The following is a 17,654-nucleotide window of genomic DNA, read 5'->3' on the forward strand; positions in this document are numbered from 1 at the left end:
TTGCTCAGCGAGTTTAAATATAAATTTAGGGAGAAGGTGTATGAGTAAGTCAGTTCGGGGGCGCACATTAGAGGGGTTATTTCCAGGGGGTGTTCCCAAAATCGATTTTGCTAATCCGATTTACGATTTGATTGAGCGTAAGTTTTATAAATCTTCTCATGAATTTAAATCAGGTCAGTTTTTGGCGTTGCCATTTCCGACGGGGATTGGGAAAACGTATAATACGCTGTCATTTGCGCTACAATTTTTACTTGATGAGATTGAGCGAGAGTTAAATTCAGAGGGTGAGTATACGCCTCGTTACTGCTACTACATCACCAATTCGGTGGATAATGTTCATAATGCTTATTTGGATTTGCTAGATCGAATTGACGAGATTAATTCATTCTCGAGTGCTCAAAAAAATCTTCTGAAAGAGTCGATTTTATATGCACCTAACAATACGACGACGCTCTACACTATGTTTGATGAGTATAGTGATGTGCTTGAGCGGATTTATGAGGTATTTGAAGTAGATAAAACAAAGGAGCTTTATAATGGACTTAATCAGGTGCGATCGCAGTACTATGCGGCTAATTCAATTAAGGGGAATCAAAGCGATATAAAAATTTTCCAAGATCAGCTAGCAGAGAGAGCGTCACAGGCTTACTCAAGGCTGGTGTTGCACCTTCAAAAGAAACTAAAAAAGGATCAAACAAATCAGTTAAAAGGGCAGGTTCGATTATTAAAAAACCTAATCCCAGGAAGTCTATTAGAACCCGAGATTGGACGTGTTCGTATCGTGTTTATGACTACGAAAAAATTTATGTTTGGGCTCCATCAGACAACGAAAAAGTTTTATCCCTCAGCCAATTTATCCGAGAATTATCTCATTATTGATGAGATTGATCGTCAGCAAGCTGAAATTTTAGATCATTTAACTAGAGCCAATGAGATCGATATTCTATCAATTATACGCTCAATATATGCTCATTCAAAAACTGCCAAGCTTCCTCAGAAGCCTAAGTATGATGGGATTAATGTGCTTCTTGAAGCATATTTTGAAAAGGTGAGAGAGTTTTATGAATCGCATCATTTAGAGTGCAGTTTTCTACTGCATAAAGGATTAGAGAACTCGAAGAAACAGGTATTGCTCTTTAGTGACAAGCTAGCAACCCATATCACAAGCTTTGAGAAAAAACTGGTCTTTCAAACCAATCAGAAATATGATTTTCATGAAATTGGTATCAAAGGTGAGATTGGGGCGCATGAGGTGGATTTTCCTAAGTTTATTGGCGCCATGGAAAAACTTGCCAACCGTGATTTTTTCTATTTGATGCAGAATGTGGTTGAGCAGTACCAAAAAAATATGGCAAGTTTAGAGCAGAAGCGAAAGTCAAAAAATGGCCTCAATAAGCATGAGCCTGAAGATGCACCTGATGCGATTATAGCAACGGTTTTAGAGCATCTTCATCTATTTCATTTAGTCGACCACATGAAAGCACTCTTACTTCACCACACTGGACGAAAAAAAGAGAAAGAGTTTAATCTTGGTGATTACCATATTCGAGGATTAAATTTAATCGAAGTGGATCGTCATGAAAATGTGATCGATTCAGTACTCTTTAGACAGCATGGATTTGCTCGAACTCCGACAGGTATGCTCGGTGATTGGGTCTTAGCAGGGGGCAATATTTTGGGAGTGAGTGCTACCGCTGAATGTGAAAGTGTCATCCATAACTTTGATATGAAGCATCTTGCTCATCGGCTCGGGAGTCGATGGATCGAGTTAACGTCTGATGATCGTAAAATTGTCCAAGATTATTACAATTTGGAACGTAATTATCATCATGCGAAGATTAATTTGGATGCGCGTGAAGTGGTCACTGATGTTAATCATATTAAGGGGCTCATTGCTCGTTGGAGAGGCAAGCCTATAGCGCATCAGGAAGTGTTTTATCGAGCATTTTTTAAGCCTGAAAAAGTTCATCAATATGATCATTCTCTACGAGAATTAAGTAAGATTTGCATCGCAATTGAGGCATTCCTGGATGCTCCTAATAATCGCTATATGATGCTGATGTTAAATGCTGGAATCGTTAAGTTGGCATTTAAGGATAAGGAATATACAAATAAAAAAGAGGCGTGCCTAGCAAGCTTTTTAGAGTGGTATGTGGCGTACTTATCTGCGAAAAAAGAGATTGATACGAAATTGGTGTTGGGTGTTAATGCCGCTTATTTAAAGCAAGGAAAGTTTGAAACCGACGTGATTGCTCATCTAGAGAATCATTCGGGAAAGGTTATTGTATTTACTACGTATGCGACGATGTCTTCAGGGAAAAACCCTAAGTATAAATTTAATCATATCCATGAAAATAACACGTTGCATAATGTTGGAAAGCGAGAAGATCTCTATACCGATATTGATGCTATTTACCTACAAAAGCCAACTCATTTGATTTCCATTGATGATCGAGCAAATCGTATTAGTAACCAATTGAGGTTGATGCATTATGGGCTCTCTCTTCAAGAGGGGCGATTTTTAAGTCCAAATGTGGCAGCTAGTTGGTGTAATACTGTTTTAACGGCAAACAATATGGATAATGCCTGTGGAGAGGCTAAAAAGAGGTGGTATAACACAAATATTGGATCGAACTGCTCGGAGGACGCATTGTTTTCGGTGTATCGAATGGTTGAGCAAGCCGTTGGGCGCACGGCGAGAACATCGATTAAGCGAGATACCATTTTACTATTGTTGGATGAAGATTTATCCCCGATTCTTGCGCAAGATAATCGGCAGTCAGCGATTTTAACGCATGAATATGTTGCGTTAAGGAAATTAGCACAAGAGCAGAGTTTTCAAGCGCCATCATTGATCACTCGAGAGGAGCAGAGCCAGCATAACTTAGCACTTCTTCATACTAGACGAGGATATCAATATATTAACCAACGATTAAGAGGGCTTGAGCATCAGCCTCAAGAAAAAGACGTGGCGTTATGGGAAGCACTTCGTTATGCCGTATTAAGAATACCTGCATCAGTTTCTAAGCCGATCGAAAAAGACTTTTATCTTCATTCTAATATAGCGGATCAATATGAGTATTCAGCGCCTAAAAATGAGAATGAAATTCACAAATATACATTTTTTAAATACATTAATCCGGGAGATGGCAACATAAAGCGAACAGTGAGTGAGGCGGCCTCCAAGCTCCCCATTTTTATGAAAAACCCAATCGTTAAAGACCATTTTGAAACGCAAGGATTTGCGACTGCGTGGGAAGCGGGCGCGCGTTATCTACTAACACCCCCGATGTTTATTAATATCTATTTAGGTGCCTTAGGGGAAGAGGTCGGTCGTGCGATTTTACAGGCACAAGGTTGCATGATTTCTGCATTGCCTAATGAGCATTACGAGCGTTTTGACGGACTTCTCACATTTCAAGACCAGACGGTTTTAATTGATTTTAAACATTGGAATTTACAGGCATGGCGTATGCGAGATGAGGCTGATCGAATGCTTGAGATAGAGAAAATGGCCAAGAAGTTAAGAGCGCTACCTTATCAGAAATTGATTGTATGCAATATTCATTCTGAAGAGGCTGAAGAGGTACGATATTACGATCAGACATTTAAACCGGCTTTGCCAAATGACAGTCAGATCATAGAAATTCCAGCTTTGATTGAAGGAGAGAATGGGGAAATCGCATCCGATAATATTCGCGCACTATTAGTGTGGCTTCAAAATAAATAACCTTAAAAGGAGAGAGGAAATGGATGTTCAAATAAATCGAATGGCAGTTACATTTTCGTATGAAAGAATTTGTCAAGATTTTGATGTGTTGCTAATCCGCTATGATAATCCTGAATATGGGGCTTTTGGACGGGTGATTAATGCAATTTATGCGGAAATAAAACCCTTGTCGTTGTCTAAAGAGGCGGGCTATGCGTATTATGTTTTATTACCTAAAGGGCAGGGGCGAGCGGCTAGATTAGAGGATGATCATTTTGTTATTAGAGAGCAAGACCCGCGCAACATAAAGCCTCTGCATTTAGCGCGATTACTGATTGGTGCATTGCCTGTATTATCCGACTCCGAGGAACGGTTTTGCGAAAAACTCGGGCTTTACTATCTTGTTGAGTGTGAAGAAGATCGTGGTGTTCCGATTATTCGAACATTCCAAATTGTTTTGGAAGAAGATCAACAAGGAGCGGAGACGATTGTTGTAAATTTAACAGGAACAACATTTATACCTCTTGCCTATTACCAAAACAGAGATGGATCTTTGCCACCCAAAGTAGCGCGGTTACCGCGATTTCATTTTGATGAATTTTCTCAAGAGATGAAGAAAGATCTGAAAGGGGATTTTATTTGTCGAGGGCATAAAACTAAGCGAATGAAGAGTCAAGTAGTCTCTTTAGACCGAAGCCGTCCACATCTTTTTTGGCAAAGTAAGTTAGGTGTTTTGAAGCTATTTTTAGATGATGTGAAACGCTATCTAGGGAGTTATATAACCTATCAACTTGAAACGATCGAGAGTGATTATCGGGTCTATTTCAGCTCAAAAAAGATCAATGATCTTTATAAGAAAATTGATTCTGTCATACGTATGCGACCATTTAATATTGTGAATTTATCTGACGTTGATCCGAGTAAATTAATTGAATTTGTTAAAAAAGATCAGCTCAATTATGCCATAAGTACAGAGCTAGATCCCAAGGCCTTTAACTTAGTGATCCATCATTCACCCCAATATTACGCCGATCGTTATAGGAAGGACCCATATCAGGATCTACATAGAGAAAACGTTGTTGTTCAGTCGATTATGGTTGAAAATATTGAGTCGACTGAGGCTTATGAGGCGTGTAAGAAAGAATTTGCGATTAAAGAAGAAATTTTACGGAATCAATTTTTATTAATATCGCTCGAAGGTACTTGGACTTTTATCAAGCGGGAGATGCGATCCATACTTGATGCAGACGGACAAGAAACGAAAGAGAAAGAAGCGTGGCATCATCTACTTGAGGTAAAAGGGGGTCAATTAAGTTATCGCTCTATTTCGCCAAATGATGATTCTTTTGATGAGGTTTTGATTACACTTCCGATCGTTGAGGACGATCAATGGGAGTATGCAATATGCCATGAAAAGAGTGGCACGTCGTATATTATCCAAGAGACCAATTATGTAGAACTGCCTGATTTTGAGTCAATTAGTGAGGTGATGAAAGAACTTGAAGTCGGCCATGATACGGGTATTTTAAGAGAGTGGATTGAAGAGTTCTTAGCGCTCTTGAAGTCCTCGAAATTAGATATTAAGGCAAGTGATGAGCAGATATCAGATTTAATAGCACGCCTTGAGAGGTTGTTGGACCTTTCAAAGAAACGATATTTTAAGGAAGATTGGGGAAGGGGTGCCTATGCGCTTTTTTATCGCGGGGTAGCGAAATCTTTTTTTGACTGGCTCTATGCAGAAAAAAGGATACTCTTAGGTGCTTCCTTACAAGGGAAACAGGGCTATATGAATGCCGCGTTTGGTCTTTTTTATAATAATCGCGAAAAACTCTATTATGTGGGTGCTCAAAACATTAAGGAAAAAGTCTCGCAATTTTGTGTGCTTCGGCGGATTATTACCGATGCTGAAAGTGTTCCGGATGCTCTTTTAGAGATGATGACGCACTTTCACATTCGGCATAAAAATTCAACCGTATATCCCTTTCCCTTTAAGCATTTGCGCGAATACCAGAAACTCAATGCTTAAAACAAAAACCCGCCTCATCAGATGAACGCGGGTTTTATTGTGTCAGTTTAAATGATCATGAATGCTTTATGCGCATCACTTAGAGTGTACACGCACCGCCGGCGCAACCGGTGTCTTCGATTACCTCGGGGCTATCGGCTGCGATGGGGTTATCGGAATTTTTCGGCACATCTTTGTAGAGATCATCTAAGTCGAATTCGAAGTCTAAATCGTCATTATTGCTCATGGAGTCTCCTTATCATTAATAGGGGATCATTGTACTGAAAAAAGAGGGGATGGGGCAAATAAGAAACGATTCGTGGATAAATATAGATGGAGCTCAAGAAGCGGGCGATTCGGGCTTGAGTTTTCTTGCGATCTCCCATATAGATCAATGTGTCATACTTTATTTAACCCATTTTAAATCTGCGCCTGTAAGGGGGAGTGATGCGTCTTTTGCCCATCTCGATATTATCGGGATTATCGATACTTTTTTATCTCATCATTGCATCGGTGGATTATTTTTATACCGCGATGACAACCCATGTGAGTTTTACGCTCGCACTTTCGCAATATGGTCACGAGGTTTTGCTCTCAGGTGGGGTGATGGCGTTATTTTTGGCGATGGTGTTGTGGGTGATTGGTGTGCATGAGCGAGTTCAAATGTTGGATGCGCGCAGTATCGGCTATGCATTGGTGTTTTCGTTGCTCACTTACTTCGGGAACATACAATTAAACGCGCTTGAGGGGTGGGCGGTCTATCTTGTTTTAGGCATTGAATATATGGCCTATCCCCCGTATATTTTGGTGATGCTCTCGATGATCGCTGCGTTTTTGTGGGGGCTTATTATCTGGAAAGTCTTTCAATTTCTTTCGGCGACTTGGATGCATATTTGGCGCGCTGAGAAAGAAGTTTTCACCCTTGAAAAGCGCCACTCAATCACTGCATTTTCACTAACGGCGCTGCTCTTTTTGGGCTTTTTTCGATTGGAAGGGGCGGCGATTATCTCTGCGTTTTTCCATAGTCTAGCAAGCGAAGATCTTAAAAATGTACTCATCATTTCGCTTCTTGTTTGCGCGGGCGTCGGAGTCTTTCTCTATCTGCAATATCTCGCTTGGCGAACTGTCTTAACAGGAGTGCGCTATCAGAAAATTTCTATTCTGCGCATTTTTATTACGGCGATTATTGCGGTGATCCTAACGCTCGTATTTGTCGTGGTGTCACATAAACTCATGGGCGCGGGCGAGGTTATCGTAACATCGCGTGATCTGCTTTCGATCGATCTTTTTTCTAGCATTATGATGAATTTTGTGGCATTTGGATTAATGCTCTCTTATTTTGAAACATTAAAAAAACATTTCGTGCCGAAAAATCCGTGTAGAACGGCCATTGTGCTCTTATTGGGATTAACGATCGGTTGTGGCGGCGCGCTCTTTTTGTTAACGGGCGACCTGAGACAGACCTATCTGATTAGCACCTATCTGCTGCTTGTGTTTGGGGCGTTGATGTTGCTGCAAATTGAGCTCGCTCGCACCATCACCCCGATTACCTATTTTACTACTGCACGTGAAACGACGCAGGCGAGACGTTAATGCGCGGAACGCCCTTATATTCCTCAATTTTACCGTAGGCGCACACCTCAAAATATTTTAGCTGATAGGGCGAAGCGTTTTCACGAGTGATGGTGGGAATATGCTCTTCCCAGATCACAAAAGTGGCCGCTTGATTGGGGTAATTTTCTTCCAAATTAAGATAGATGCCTTTTTTAAAGTCGCTCACTTGAACCACTTTCCCGCAGACCTCTTTGGTTTGCCCGATATAGTGGCGCGCATTTTTAGCGCTGATTGAGGCACGTTTGATTGGCTGAATCGGGGCGGGGGCATTGATACTTGTTTGTGTCGGTGTGCTCTCTTTTTCCATATTAGAGAGTTTAAAAAAGACAGCGCCGAGCGCGATCACAATGATCCCCGTTAAAATATACATGGTGCGGAGCATCAGCTGATTTTCCTTTTTTGTTTTTTTGAGATTAAGTTCGGTGTCGTCTTTCGCTTTTTGGAGCTGTTCGGTGCGATTTTGGGCAATTTTTTCAGCGGTCTGCTCAAGGGTGGCAAGATCGCGCTCATATTTCGCTTCAAGAGATTGTTTGGCGGTCTCCATCGTGTGGAGGCGCTGTTGCATCTCGTTATAGGCATCGGGATTGATGGAATCTTGCGCCGATTTTGATTTCTCTTTTAAGGATTTTAGCTCGAAAGTAGCTTGGCGGAGGGATTGTTTGAGCCGATAAGTTTCGCTCTCAAGGGTGTCGTGTTGCTCTTTGAGCTGCTTGGCTTCGAGATGTTTTTGCGCTTGGAAGTAGAGCGTTTTATTGATGCGTTCAATGATCGCGCTTGAATTGCGAAACATCTGACTATTGGAAAAACGTAACAGTGGGCCAACCTGCTCTAAGAGATCATTTTGACGACTTAAAAAATCCGCCCATTGCGCTTGGAGCTCATTTTGACCGCGTCGAGCGCCATCGAGTTCAATGGCTAAAAAGTGCCCTTTGGTGCCATTTTGAATGACAAAATCAATGCGGCGATTGCGGTTTTGGCCATCAACAAAGGGGTATTGCGGGGTGACATCATCGGGGGAGACGCTGCTCAATTTTGAGAGCACGCGCACCACAAAATCGAATTCAAATCCGTCTGAAATTGCCTGCCGATGGCGCTGTACCCAGCCTTGCCATTTGGGATCTAAGCATTGAAATGAGTTGTTTTTCACTCTGCGTCCTTGCGTTACCGTCAATCCTCCTATTTTAAAAGTTTGGGCGATCGATTACAAATAAATCACTGAAATAAGACCCCATTTTTACGCTCGATTTGAATGGTCGATAACAGACAAATGAATAATTGATTTATCTGTAGGTAAATCAGCGGATTACACAGTAAGATGGATTCATTCCTTACACATAACTCATTAGAGGAGGCCAATTATGAAACGTGATCCACGTCTAATCCCTTTTTCACAGGAACATCACGGCGCATTAAAATTGTCGCTAAAACTGCAAAATGCCCCCACTGACGAAGCGACCGCAGAATTGTTACTTGCTGAGCGAGAGGGGCTACTCACTCATTTTTTTGAAGAGGAACAGCTGATTATTCCGATCCTCAATAGTATGTCCTCAAGCGGTGCGCTGTTGTTGCAATTTTTAAATGATCACCGCGATCTCCGTCATCTCTTAACGGAAAATGATCCGGCAACCTATGTCGAGCTTGGGAAGCGGTTAAATTCACACACGCGCTTTGAAGAGCGTGAACTGTTTCCGGCGATTGAAGCGTATTGGGCAAAGGTCGAGGCGGGAATGGAGTAGTGCCTTGAATAACGGGCGTTACGAAAACCCTTATAAAAACAGGAAGAGTGCCAAGAGCGCTCTTTTTTTATGTCTCTTTTTTGTGCCTAAAATCGTGATGTTAATAAAGAGGTGAAAGTCGCACGTTGCAAAGCGGTGACATTGGCGTTTTACACTCATGCTAAAAGGACTAATCACAAATAATTAGATGGACTAATTATAAAGATTCGATGATTAGCTAATGCGGTCAATATCTTAGATTGACGCAGGTTGGTAGAGTAAGACCATCATTAATGTAATGAGTAAGGAAAACGAATATGAGTCACTTTTTAGATCGTTTAAACTTCTTTATTAAGAAAGAAGAGAGTTACTCCGACGGTCACGGTACGGTCAGTAACGAAAGCCGTGATTGGGAAAAAGGTTATCGCGGTCGTTGGCAACACGACAAAGTAGTGCGTTCAACTCACGGAGTGAACTGTACCGGTTCGTGTAGCTGGAAAATTTTCGTGAAAAATGGATTGATCACGTGGGAGATGCAGCAGACCGATTATCCGCGCACCCGTCCCGATCTTCCCAATCATGAACCGCGCGGCTGTCCTCGTGGGGCATCGTACAGTTGGTATGTCTATTCAGCACAACGGGTAAAATATCCGATGCTGCGTGGGGCATTGGCTGAAATTTGGCGTGAAGAGCGTCAAACTAAAGATCCGATCAGCGCATGGACGGCGATCTGTAACGATCCGGAAAAACTCAAGGCCTATAAATCTCAACGGGGTTTAGGCGGTATGGTTCGCTCAAACTGGGAAGAGGTTTATGAACTTATTGCAGCAGCAAACGCATATACTGTTAAGCAGTACGGCCCTGATCGTGTTATTGGGTTTTCTCCTATCCCTGCTATGAGTATGGTGAGCTATGCTGCCGGAACGCGCTATCTGTCGCTTCTTGGTGGGGTGCCGCTCTCGTTTTATGACTGGTATTGTGACTTACCACCTGCAAGTCCGCAGGTATTTGGTGAGCAAACTGACGTTGCTGAAAGTGCCGATTGGTACAACTCAAACTATCTTTTAGTCTGGGGCTCAAACGTTCCGATGACCCGTACGCCCGATGCTCACTTCTATACTGAAGTGCGTTATAAAGGGACCAAAACCGTTGCGATCTCCAGTGACTTTGGTGAGATGGCAAAATTCGGGGATATCTGGCTTGCACCAAAACAAGGGACCGATGCTGCGCTGGGTATGGCGATGGGTCATGTGATTTTAAAAGAATTCCACATCGACAATCCCTCTCCGTATTTCCAAGATTATTGCCGCCGTTATACCGATATGCCGGTGTTAGTTCGTTTAGTTAAAAATGGCGATACTTATGAGCCAGAATATTTCTTACGCGCATCGCATTTAGCGGGCGAGGTGAGCGAGCAACAAAATAGCGAATGGAAAACGCTTGTGATTGATGAAAAAACGGGCGAACTTGTGGTACCAAATGGCTCCGTTGGATTCCGTTGGGATGGCAGTCAGCGCTGGAACTTAGAAGAACGTGCCGGCGAGCGTGAGTATCAAGCGCAATTATCGGTGATGGATCACCATGATGATGTGTTAGATGTGGCATTTCCTTACTTTGAGAAAGACCAAGATGAGATCTTAATTCATAAAGTGCCCGTGAAACGCATTACTGATCATGAAGGCAATGAATGCTTTGTGACTACAGTGTTTGATTTAACCGTAGCCAACTATGGCATCGATCGCGGTCTCAAGGATCAAAATGCTGCGAAAGATTACTTTGATGACGCGGCGTATACGCCAAAATGGCAAGAGAAAATTACCGGCGTTAAACCGGAAGATGTGATTCAAGTGGCGCGTGAATTTGCGCAAAACGCTCATGATACTAAAGGACGTAGTATGGTGATCGTTGGTGCGGGTCTAAATCACTGGTATCACATGGATATGTCCTATCGCAGTATTATCAATATGCTGATGATGTGTGGTTGTATCGGTAAAAGTGGTGGTGGCTGGTGTCACTATGTTGGGCAAGAGAAACTTCGTCCGCAAACCGGTTGGGCACCGCTTGCATTTGGGCTTGACTGGAACCGTCCGTCACGTCAAATGAACGGGACATCGTTCTACTATAACCATACGGGCCAATGGCGTCATGAAACCTTAGGGGTTGACGAAATTATGGCACCGAATCAGATGGGCAAAATGGAAAACATGAGCCTAATTGATTACAACGCGAAAGCGGAACGAATGGGCTGGTTACCAACGGCGCCTCAATTGACCACAAACCCACTTGATGTGGCGAAAATGGCGAAAGACGCCGGTAAAGATGCCTCGAGCTTTGTGGCGGAGCAGTTAAAATCTGGCGGATTAGATATGTCATGTAATGACCCGGATAATCCGAAAAACTTTCCACGCAACCTCTTTGTATGGCGCTCGAACCTCTTAGGGTCATCAGCAAAAGGGCATGAGTATTTCCTTAAATATCTCTTAGGAACGCAAAATGCGCTCGATGAGAGCCACGCGGACGGCTGCATTGAACCAAAAGAGATTAAAGTGCGCCCGGCGGTTGAAGGGAAACTTGATCTTCTCGTGACACTCGACTTTAGAATGTCCACTACCTGCCTATATTCAGATGTGGTCCTTCCAACGGCGACGTGGTATGAAAAAGACGACATGAATACCTCGGACATGCACCCCTTTATTCACCCCTTATCGGAAGCGGTCAATCCTCTTTGGGAGAGCCGTACCGACTGGGAGATCTATAAAGGTCTTGCGAAGAAATTCTCTGAGTTGTCGAAAGATTACTTAGGCGTTCGTGAAGATGTGCTCTTAACCCCGCTGATGCACGATACTCCCGAAGAGCTTGGTCAACCCTTTGATCCAAAAGATTGGAAAAAAGGTGAATGTGATCCGATTCCAGGGAAAACTATGCCGAAAATTACCGTGGTTGAGCGGGATTACGGCGCGATTTATGACAAATTTACCAGCGTTGGACCGCTTCTTGAGAAGGTGGGCAACGGCGGTAAAGGGATGAATTGGAAAACCGATAAGGAAGTCGATTTCCTCCGTAAACTCAATAAAGTCAAAGGGGGCGACAGTGTTGCCAAAGATCAGCCTCGCTTAGATACTGCCATTGATGCAGCTGAGATGATCTTAACACTGGCACCCGAAACAAATGGGGAAGTGGCGGTGAAGGCGTGGGATGCGCTCTCTAAAACCACAGGACGTGATCACTCGCACCTTTCTCACCCGAACGAGCATACTAAAATCCGCTTTAGAGACATTCAAGCGCAGCCGCGTAAGATTCTCACCTCGCCAATTTGGTCTGGGATTGAGAGCGACGAAGTATGTTATAACGCAGGGTATACCAACGTTCATGAGCTGATTCCATGGCGCACCATTACCGGTCGTCAGCAGTTCTATCAAGACCACTTATGGATGCGTGGCTTTGGAGAACAGCTCTGTGTGTACAAACCGCCGATCGATCTGAAAACAACGCAGAAAGTGATTGGTCAATATGACAATGGCAATAAAGAGATTGTGCTGAACTTCTTAACGCCGCACCAAAAATGGGGCATTCACAGTACCTACTCTGACAACATTCGCATGTTAACCCTTTCACGCGGTGGCCCACACGTTTGGATCAGTGAATCGGACGCGAAAGCGGCAGGCATTGTCGATAACGATTGGATCGAAGTCTTCAACGTCAACGGAACCTTAACGGCGCGTGCGGTGGTGAGTCAGCGGATTCCTGAAGGAATGACCATGATGTATCACGCACAAGAGAAAATTATTAACGTACCCGGTTCTGAAATTACCGGAAATCGCGGCGGAATTCACAACTCAGTGACCCGTGCGGTGACCAAACCGACCCATATGATTGGGGGATATGCACAGCTCTCTTATGGGTTTAACTACTACGGAACGGTTGGGGCAAATCGCGATGAGTTTGTCGTCGTTCGCAAGATGAATCGTGTGGATTGGCTTGATGAGCCAGCGGATTCGAAGTAATCCGCTTCCCACCCACGAATCTATAGATAGTATGAATGAGGTATAAAAATGAGAATTAGAGCTCAAATAGGCATGGTCCTAAACCTAGACAAATGTATCGGTTGCCACACCTGTTCGGTCACCTGTAAAAATATCTGGACAAGCCGTGATGGCGTTGAGTATGCCTGGTTTAACAACGTAGAAACCAAGCCAGGCATCGGTTTTCCGAAAGAGTGGGAAAACCAAGAGAAATGGAAAGGCGGTTGGGTTCGTAAACGCAATGGCAAAATCGAACTCAAACAAGGGGTGCGCTTTAAAGTTTTAGCGAACATCTTTTCAAACCCCAATATGCCGGAAATTGATGATTACTACGAGCCATTTACGTATGACTACGAGCATCTTCAAAACGCGCCATCGATGAAAACCTCACCGGTTGCGCGCCCCGTATCGGTATTGACCGGTCAAAAAATGGAGAAAATCCATCACGGCCCTAACTGGGAAGATGATCTTGGTGGTGAATTTGAAAAACGCTCGAAAGATCAGCTCTTTGAAGGCATTCAAAAAGAGATCTACGGCGAGTTTGAACGCACCTTTATGATGTATCTGCCACGTCTTTGTGAGCACTGTTTAAATCCTGCGTGTGTGGCGTCGTGTCCATCGGGCTCGATCTACAAACGGGAAGAAGATGGTGTGGTGCTCATTGACCAAGACAAATGTCGCGGTTGGAGAATGTGTGTATCGGGCTGTCCGTACAAAAAAATCTACTACAACTGGACGAGCGGCAAAGCGGAAAAATGTACGTTTTGTTATCCCCGTATTGAAGCCGGTATGCCAACTGCTTGTTCAGAATCCTGCGTTGGGCGGATTCGCTACTTAGGCGTAATGCTCTACGATGCCGATAAGATAGAAGCAGCGGCGAGCGTTGAAGATCCGAAAGATCTCTACCAATCGCAACTCGATCTCTTCTTAGATCCAAACGATCCGAAAGTAATTAAAGCGGCACGTGAGCAGGGCATTGATGAGGAGTGGATTAAAGCGGCGCAAAAATCACCGGTCTATAAAATGGCGATGGAATGGAAAGTGGCGTTCCCGCTTCACCCTGAATATCGTACATTGCCGATGGTTTGGTACATTCCGCCTCTATCTCCGATCCAAGGCGCGATGAATAAAGGCGATATCAAACGCGATAAAGATGGCATTTTACCCAATGTTGACGAGCTTCGTATCCCACTTCGCTATCTTGCAAACCTGTTAACCGCGGGTAAGATCGAGCCGATCGAAAAAGCGCTCAACACCATGATTGCGATGCGTCAATTTAAGCGTGAAGAGTCGGTCTTTAATCGTAAAAATCCGGAAATTTTGACCGGGACTGGATTAAACGCTGAGCAGATCGAAGAGATGTATCAAGTGATGGCGATTGCGAACTATGAAGATCGTTTCGTTATTCCAACCAATCATAAAGAGCAGGCAGAATATGCTTTTGACGATCAAGCAAGCTGCGGCTTTAGTTTTGGTAATGGCTGTTCAGATGGCCGTTCTGAAGCATCGCTCTTTGGCAAACGTAAAAGTTCACCGATCATTTTCCACGATCTTCGTGCACAAATTAAAGAGCTGAAAGCCCAAAAAGCGGAAGCTAATAAGGAGTAAATCATGCATCTACTGTTTAAATTAGTGTCGATTTTACTGCGCTACCCAAGTGATGAGCTCAAAACGAGCCTTCCTCAAATCCGCCAGGCAGTCTTAGAGCTGCCTGTGCTCAAAGCTTATGAGGCGGAGCTTGATAAGGTGTTAACGCATCTTGAAGAGACCGATCTTTTAGCACTGCAGATGGAGTATGTGAATGCGTTTGATTTAAATCGCTCGCAAGCGCTCTATCTCTTTGAGCACATTCATGGTGAAAACCGTGACCGTGGCGGGGCGATGGTGGATCTTGTAGCCGCCTATGAAGCGCATGGATTAATCCTTGAAGCGAACGAGCTTCCCGATTATCTCCCCCTTGTTTTAGAGTTTCTCTCTGAGGTGGATAATGAGGTGGCGAGCCGAATTTTAGCCGATGCGGTGAGCGTGATTAATCATGTGGGCGGTAAGCTCAAAGAGAATGGCAATCCGTACGCACCACTCTTTGATGTGATTGTCGATATGAGTCCGTGTGAACCCCGTCCGCTCATTGATCCGCCGGTGCGCGATATGGATGAGGCAATGGATATGTTCGGCGTGAGTAATGAGGGGGTTGAACCGCTCTTAACGCCAGGGCTTCCGCCTTGTATCCAACGCCATTAAATGTTCGCTTAAATTAGTAGGAGCTTAGCATGAACACACTACATCAATTCGTTTTTGGAATTTATCCATATATAGCGCTCGCGATCTTCCTCTTTGGCAGTTTAGTTCGATTCGAGCGTGAGCAATATTCATGGAAATCCGAGAGTAGCCAACTCTTATATGAGGGCAATCTCCGTCTTGGAAATAACCTCTTTCACGTGGGGATTCTCTGTATCTTCTTTGGGCATTTAGTGGGATTATTAACCCCGGTTGCGGTTTGGGATTTTCTCGGTGTGAGCCACGGTCTTAAACAGATCGTTGCCATGACCGCCGGCGGCATCTTCGGTTTAATGACCTTAATTGGGCTCGGTATCTTGATCCATCGCCGTTTTAGTAACGATCGGTTAAACATCAACAGCACTTGGCGCGATAAACTCGTTCTAATCTGGCTTTTAGTAACGCTTCTCCTTGGATTGAGCACAATCTTTGTGAGCGCGGGCCACATGGACGGGGAAGAGATGGTGAAACTGATGAACTGGGCGCAACATATCGTCACCTTTAGAGGCGGTGCGGCGGGCTTTATTGAAGGCACTTCCATCATCTTTAAATGCCATATCTTTATGGGAATGTCGCTCTTTGTTATCTTCCCATTTACCCGCTTAGTCCACATTTGGAGTGGCTTTGCATCGGTGGGCTACCTTGGCCGTAAACGCCAAATCGTTCGCCGCCGTTAATCAAATGCCATTAGATGCAATGAAAGGATTAATCTCACCCGGATTAGTCCTTTTTTTATGTGGCGGATATCGATTAGGGTATGGAGATCCTTAGACGCTGCAGAAGAGCTAATCCGAAGTAATTAGTGGGACTAATCATAAAGATTCGCCCATTAGCTAATGAGGTCAATATCTTAGATTGACAAGGGTTGTTACAGTAACCCCATCAAGCGAAAAAGGATTGCTCGCTCGATAAACACAAACCATAACCCTCGAATAGGCCTGTTACGCACCGGGCCTTATGCGGCATCTTAGGTTCTCATCGGCTTAAGGTGCCGCACCCCTCATTAACAATTGAGGATACGTTCTGATAGACAAGAAAAGGAACCCAATTATGTTATTGAATCGTAATCAACTCTCAGACAACTTTAAACGGTATTCTGTCCTTACGAGCAGTACCTTTGCATTTACCATGTGTTTCATGGTGTGGACCATGTTTTCGGTCATTGCGATTCCCATTAGTGAAGAGCTTGGCCTTAACGAATTTCAATTTGGACTTTTAACCGCAATGCCGGTGTTATCGGGGTCACTTATCCGTATCCCCCTTGGTATGATGACCGACCGTTTCGGCGGGCGTAAAGTCTTTCTTTGGCTCTTAGCGCTCTCAATTGTGCCGATCTATATGATTCAATCGGTGAGTAATTTCTACGCACTTCTTGGGATCGGCTTAGTGATGGGGCTTGCCGGCGGATCATTCTCCGTTGGAACGCCGTATGTGGCAAAATGGTTCCCGCCACACCGTAAAGGCTTAGCGATGGGAATCTTTGGCGCTGGAAACATGGGATCATCGATCAATACGCTCATTGCACCGACGTTAGTTGCACTGGGTACATGGCATTTAGTCCCGAAAGTCTATGCCGGTATGATCGCCTTTACCTTTGTCTTTTTCTTCCTCTTTAGCTTCCACGATGAAAAACATATTTCGCACGCAAATTCATCGCTTAAAGATCAATTTAAACTCTTAAAAGACCCCAAAGTGCTCTGCTATAGCCAGCTCTATAGTGTGGTATTTGGCGGATATGTGGGGCTTGCGCTCTGGTTAACAAGCTATTATCGCGCGGAGTTTGCACTTCCTTTAACCACCGCGGGTTTCTTAGCAGCGTGCTTTTCAATGCCGGGCGGGGTGCTTCGCGCCTTTGGTGGATGGCTTTCCGATAAATTTGGGGCCTATCGCGTAACTGCTGCGGTGCTTTGGATCTGCTTTATCAGCTTCTTTATTCTCTCTTATCCAAAAACTGACTTTATTGTGGAAACCACTCGCGGGGATGTGGGCTTCCATATCTCACTCAACATCTACGTCTTTACCACAATCTTATTTGTGGTCGGCGTTGCGATGGCAGTGGGGAAAGCGTCCGTTTTTAAATTTATCTCGGACAACTACGATGAAAATATCGGTGCAGTATCGGGTATTGTGGGCTTAGCAGGCGGTTTAGGCGGCTTCTTACTCCCCATCTTATTTGGCTTTGCGTTAGATTTAACAGGCATTCGCTCATCGTGCTTTATGCTTCTTTTTGGCACAACCTGTGTGGCGCTCATCTATCTTGCTTGGTCACGCAAAACGCTCAATGAAGAGTAGCCCAGCACGGTTAAAAGCAT

The 17,654-nt window shown here is 44.0% G+C and carries 11 protein-coding genes; 9 read left to right on the top strand and 2 right to left on the bottom strand.

What is annotated here, in order from left to right; translation table 11 throughout:
- Positions 1-40 precede the first annotated feature (40 nt).
- Together OXI21_RS07110 and OXI21_RS07115 are read left to right on the top strand one after the other, a co-directional pair.
- Positions 41-3,730, top strand: coding sequence for a hypothetical protein (locus tag OXI21_RS07110; RefSeq protein ID WP_279618865.1), 3,690 nt, complete (start codon positions 41-43; stop codon positions 3,728-3,730).
- Positions 3,731-3,749: 19 nt separating this feature from the next.
- Positions 3,750-5,735, top strand: coding sequence for a hypothetical protein (locus OXI21_RS07115; protein ID WP_279618866.1), 1,986 nt, complete (start codon positions 3,750-3,752; stop codon positions 5,733-5,735).
- A gap of 79 nt (positions 5,736-5,814) precedes the next feature.
- Here the strand turns inward: OXI21_RS07115 and OXI21_RS07120 are convergent, their stop codons facing one another.
- Positions 5,815-5,961 carry a hypothetical protein gene (locus tag OXI21_RS07120; RefSeq protein WP_279618867.1) on the bottom strand — a complete coding sequence of 49 codons (147 nt, stop codon included), beginning with the start codon at positions 5,959-5,961 and terminating at the stop codon, positions 5,815-5,817.
- 200 nt (positions 5,962-6,161) lie between these two features.
- Between OXI21_RS07120 and OXI21_RS07125 the strand changes: the two genes are divergently transcribed.
- Complete coding sequence (locus OXI21_RS07125; protein WP_279618868.1) at positions 6,162-7,307, top strand: hypothetical protein; 1,146 nt, start codon at positions 6,162-6,164, stop codon at positions 7,305-7,307.
- On the opposite strand, the gene OXI21_RS07130 is transcribed toward OXI21_RS07125, so the two are convergent.
- Complete coding sequence (locus OXI21_RS07130) at positions 7,273-8,499, bottom strand: hypothetical protein (protein ID WP_279618869.1); 1,227 nt, start codon at positions 8,497-8,499, stop codon at positions 7,273-7,275. The two genes, OXI21_RS07125 and OXI21_RS07130, sit on opposite strands and share 35 nt — an antisense overlap.
- Positions 8,500-8,686: 187 nt before the next feature.
- Between OXI21_RS07130 and OXI21_RS07135 the strand changes: the two genes are divergently transcribed.
- From OXI21_RS07135 to OXI21_RS07160, 6 genes are all read left to right on the top strand, one after another.
- Entirely contained in the window at positions 8,687-9,064 is a 378-nt protein-coding gene (locus OXI21_RS07135; protein WP_279618870.1) for a hemerythrin domain-containing protein, read from the top strand.
- A 296-nt stretch (positions 9,065-9,360) separates the two neighbouring features.
- Complete coding sequence (locus OXI21_RS07140; RefSeq protein WP_279618871.1) at positions 9,361-13,047, top strand: nitrate reductase subunit alpha; 3,687 nt, start codon at positions 9,361-9,363, stop codon at positions 13,045-13,047.
- A 48-nt stretch (positions 13,048-13,095) separates the two neighbouring features.
- Positions 13,096-14,673 carry a nitrate reductase subunit beta gene (gene narH / locus OXI21_RS07145; protein ID WP_279618872.1) on the top strand — a complete coding sequence of 526 codons (1,578 nt, stop codon included), beginning with the start codon at positions 13,096-13,098 and terminating at the stop codon, positions 14,671-14,673.
- Between the two features lie 3 nt (positions 14,674-14,676).
- Positions 14,677-15,306, top strand: a complete 630-nt coding sequence (gene narJ / locus OXI21_RS07150) for a nitrate reductase molybdenum cofactor assembly chaperone (protein WP_279618873.1) — start codon at positions 14,677-14,679, stop codon at positions 15,304-15,306.
- A 29-nt stretch (positions 15,307-15,335) separates the two neighbouring features.
- The gene (gene narI / locus OXI21_RS07155) at positions 15,336-16,019 is read left to right on the top strand and encodes a respiratory nitrate reductase subunit gamma (protein WP_279618874.1); all 684 of its coding nucleotides are present in this window, start codon (positions 15,336-15,338) and stop codon (positions 16,017-16,019) included.
- Positions 16,020-16,392: 373 nt separating this feature from the next.
- Complete coding sequence (locus OXI21_RS07160; protein WP_279618875.1) at positions 16,393-17,634, top strand: NarK/NasA family nitrate transporter; 1,242 nt, start codon at positions 16,393-16,395, stop codon at positions 17,632-17,634.
- The last annotated feature ends 20 nt before the right edge of the window (positions 17,635-17,654 follow it).

Source organism: Ignatzschineria sp. RMDPL8A (assembly GCF_029815055.1).
Classification (GTDB): Bacteria; Pseudomonadota; Gammaproteobacteria; order Cardiobacteriales; family Wohlfahrtiimonadaceae; genus CALZBJ01.

What these genes read in the sequence shown, in the direction of transcription:
- OXI21_RS07110 (WP_279618865.1), top strand. Translation starts at nt 41, where the DNA reads ATGAGTAAGTCAGTTCGGGGGCGCACATTAGAGGGGTTATTTCCAGGG.
- OXI21_RS07115 (WP_279618866.1), top strand. Translation starts at nt 3,750, where the DNA reads ATGGATGTTCAAATAAATCGAATGGCAGTTACATTTTCGTATGAAAGA.
- OXI21_RS07120 (WP_279618867.1), bottom strand. Translation starts at nt 5,961, where the DNA reads ATGAGCAATAATGACGATTTAGACTTCGAATTCGACTTAGATGATCTC.
- OXI21_RS07125 (WP_279618868.1), top strand. Translation starts at nt 6,162, where the DNA reads ATGCGTCTTTTGCCCATCTCGATATTATCGGGATTATCGATACTTTTT.
- OXI21_RS07135 (WP_279618870.1), top strand. Translation starts at nt 8,687, where the DNA reads ATGAAACGTGATCCACGTCTAATCCCTTTTTCACAGGAACATCACGGC.
- OXI21_RS07140 (WP_279618871.1), top strand. Translation starts at nt 9,361, where the DNA reads ATGAGTCACTTTTTAGATCGTTTAAACTTCTTTATTAAGAAAGAAGAG.
- narH (WP_279618872.1), top strand. Translation starts at nt 13,096, where the DNA reads ATGAGAATTAGAGCTCAAATAGGCATGGTCCTAAACCTAGACAAATGT.
- narJ (WP_279618873.1), top strand. Translation starts at nt 14,677, where the DNA reads ATGCATCTACTGTTTAAATTAGTGTCGATTTTACTGCGCTACCCAAGT.
- narI (WP_279618874.1), top strand. Translation starts at nt 15,336, where the DNA reads ATGAACACACTACATCAATTCGTTTTTGGAATTTATCCATATATAGCG.
- OXI21_RS07160 (WP_279618875.1), top strand. Translation starts at nt 16,393, where the DNA reads ATGTTATTGAATCGTAATCAACTCTCAGACAACTTTAAACGGTATTCT.